The sequence below is a fragment of the Salipaludibacillus neizhouensis genome, assembly GCF_002886185.1.
In the GTDB taxonomy this organism is placed as follows: Bacteria; Bacillota; Bacilli; order Bacillales; family Salisediminibacteriaceae; genus Salipaludibacillus; species Salipaludibacillus neizhouensis.
The window spans coordinates 1-1,020 of sequence record NZ_NJAW01000042.1 but is presented as its reverse complement, the minus strand read 5'-3'; the positions used below and the strand labels follow the sequence as shown (position 1 = coordinate 1,020).

The window sequence follows — 1,020 nt, the reverse complement described above, 5'->3', positions numbered from 1 at the left end:
AAAAAAAACACCAAAAACAATTCTGAAAATTGAATTACTTCAAATCATAGGTAATATAACTGTTAAAGTAAGGGGAGCCATGAAGATATATTTCAATGTAATGAAGCAGGGAAACTAAAAAAACATATTAGGGGGCTACTAAATGGATCCATTAAAGCAAAATAGCGATGCTTGGGACAAGAAGGTTGAAGATGGTGCTGTATACACCAAACCTATTAATGAAGAAATAATTAAAAAGAGTAAAGATGGGTATTGGGGGATAAGGACTACGCCTACAAAATATGTTCCAAGAGAGTGGTTACCCAAATCATTAGAGGGACAGAAAATACTTTGTTTAGCATCTGGAGGGGGTCAACAAGGACCAGTATTAGCCGCAGCAGGTGCTGACGTTACAGTTGTTGATTTATCTGCAAAACAATTAGACCAAGATAAATTCGTTTCTGAAAGAGATGGACTTAAAATTACAACTATACAAGGAAGTATGACAGACTTACATTTCTTTGATGATCAACAGTTTGATATTATAGTTCACCCAGTATCTAATTTATTTGTTGAAAATTTGTCTCCTGTTTGGAAAGAAGCATCAAGAGTTCTAAAAGATAATGGTGTTTTAATTGCAGGGTTCACTAATCCTCTTCTTTTTATTTTTGATGACAAAGAAGATATGAAGGGTAACTTGGTTGTTAAAAACTCTATTCCATCAACTTCTTTAGACAACTTAACCGAAAGAGAATCTGAAGAATATCTTAAGGCAAAAAATCCGATTGAGTTTGGGCACACATTAGAGGATCAAATTCAAGGACAAATTAATGCTGGCTTTGTCATAACTGGTCTATATGAAGATGACTTTGGCGGAAGTAGACCATTAGATAAATATATAAAGTGTTTTATCTCAACCAAGGCTAGAAAAGTGGATATAGTTGAACAATAGCTGTGATTTACAACTGCATCTTTTACTCCACAGTACAACGATACTATTCAATAAAAATAATCTTCAACAATCAGGCGCAATTCTGTAAT

General features: G+C 33.8%; 1 protein-coding gene. It reads left to right on the top strand.

The annotated features are described in order from the left end of the window. The first annotated feature begins 142 nt into the window (after window positions 1-142). Entirely contained in the window at window positions 143-931 is a 789-nt protein-coding gene (locus CEF18_RS25625) for a class I SAM-dependent methyltransferase (RefSeq protein ID WP_110935625.1), read from the top strand. The last annotated feature ends 89 nt before the right edge of the window (window positions 932-1,020 follow it).